General features: G+C 63.5%; 1 protein-coding gene. It reads left to right on the plus strand.

Translation table 11 applies throughout. The features are described from left to right. Positions 1 to 491, plus strand: a 491-nt coding sequence (locus KBX53_RS35550; RefSeq protein ID WP_210864093.1) for a ribonuclease H-like domain-containing protein, incomplete at both ends; no start/stop codon positions are given.

The following is a 491-nucleotide window of genomic DNA, read 5'->3' on the forward strand; positions in this document are numbered from 1 at the left end:
CTATTACGTCGCCTTCAGCGAGTTCGCTGACATGGGCGACGACGATGAGAACGCACTGGCCGCCCGCGCCATCGCCTGGCTCGACGAGATCCTCTCGGCCCACCCGGAGACGATCGTGGTCCACTACTCCGACTACGAGATCGTCCATCTGCGTCATTTCGGCCACGTCTGCCAGGACGTGGAGACTCGTCAAGCGGTACGTCGGCTGCTGGACTCCGGCTGTTTCGTTGACCTCTTCACCACCATCAAGGCGCACTTCTTCGGGGTCAACGGGATTGGTCTGAAGGTCGTTGCCAACGCCGGCGCCGGGTTCTCCTGGCGTGACCCGGACCCGGGTGGCCTCAACTCCCAGACCTGGTGGGACCTCGCCGTCCATGACCCCGATCCGCAGGTCCGCGAGTCCTCCAGAACCCGAGTCATGGAATACAACGAGGACGACGTGAAGGCTACCCTCGCTGTTCGCCGTTGGCTTGCCGAGAGGCCCTCCGAGT

The sequence above is a fragment of the Micromonospora sp. M51 genome, assembly GCF_018070305.1.
In the GTDB taxonomy this organism is placed as follows: domain Bacteria; phylum Actinomycetota; class Actinomycetes; order Mycobacteriales; family Micromonosporaceae; genus Micromonospora; species Micromonospora parva.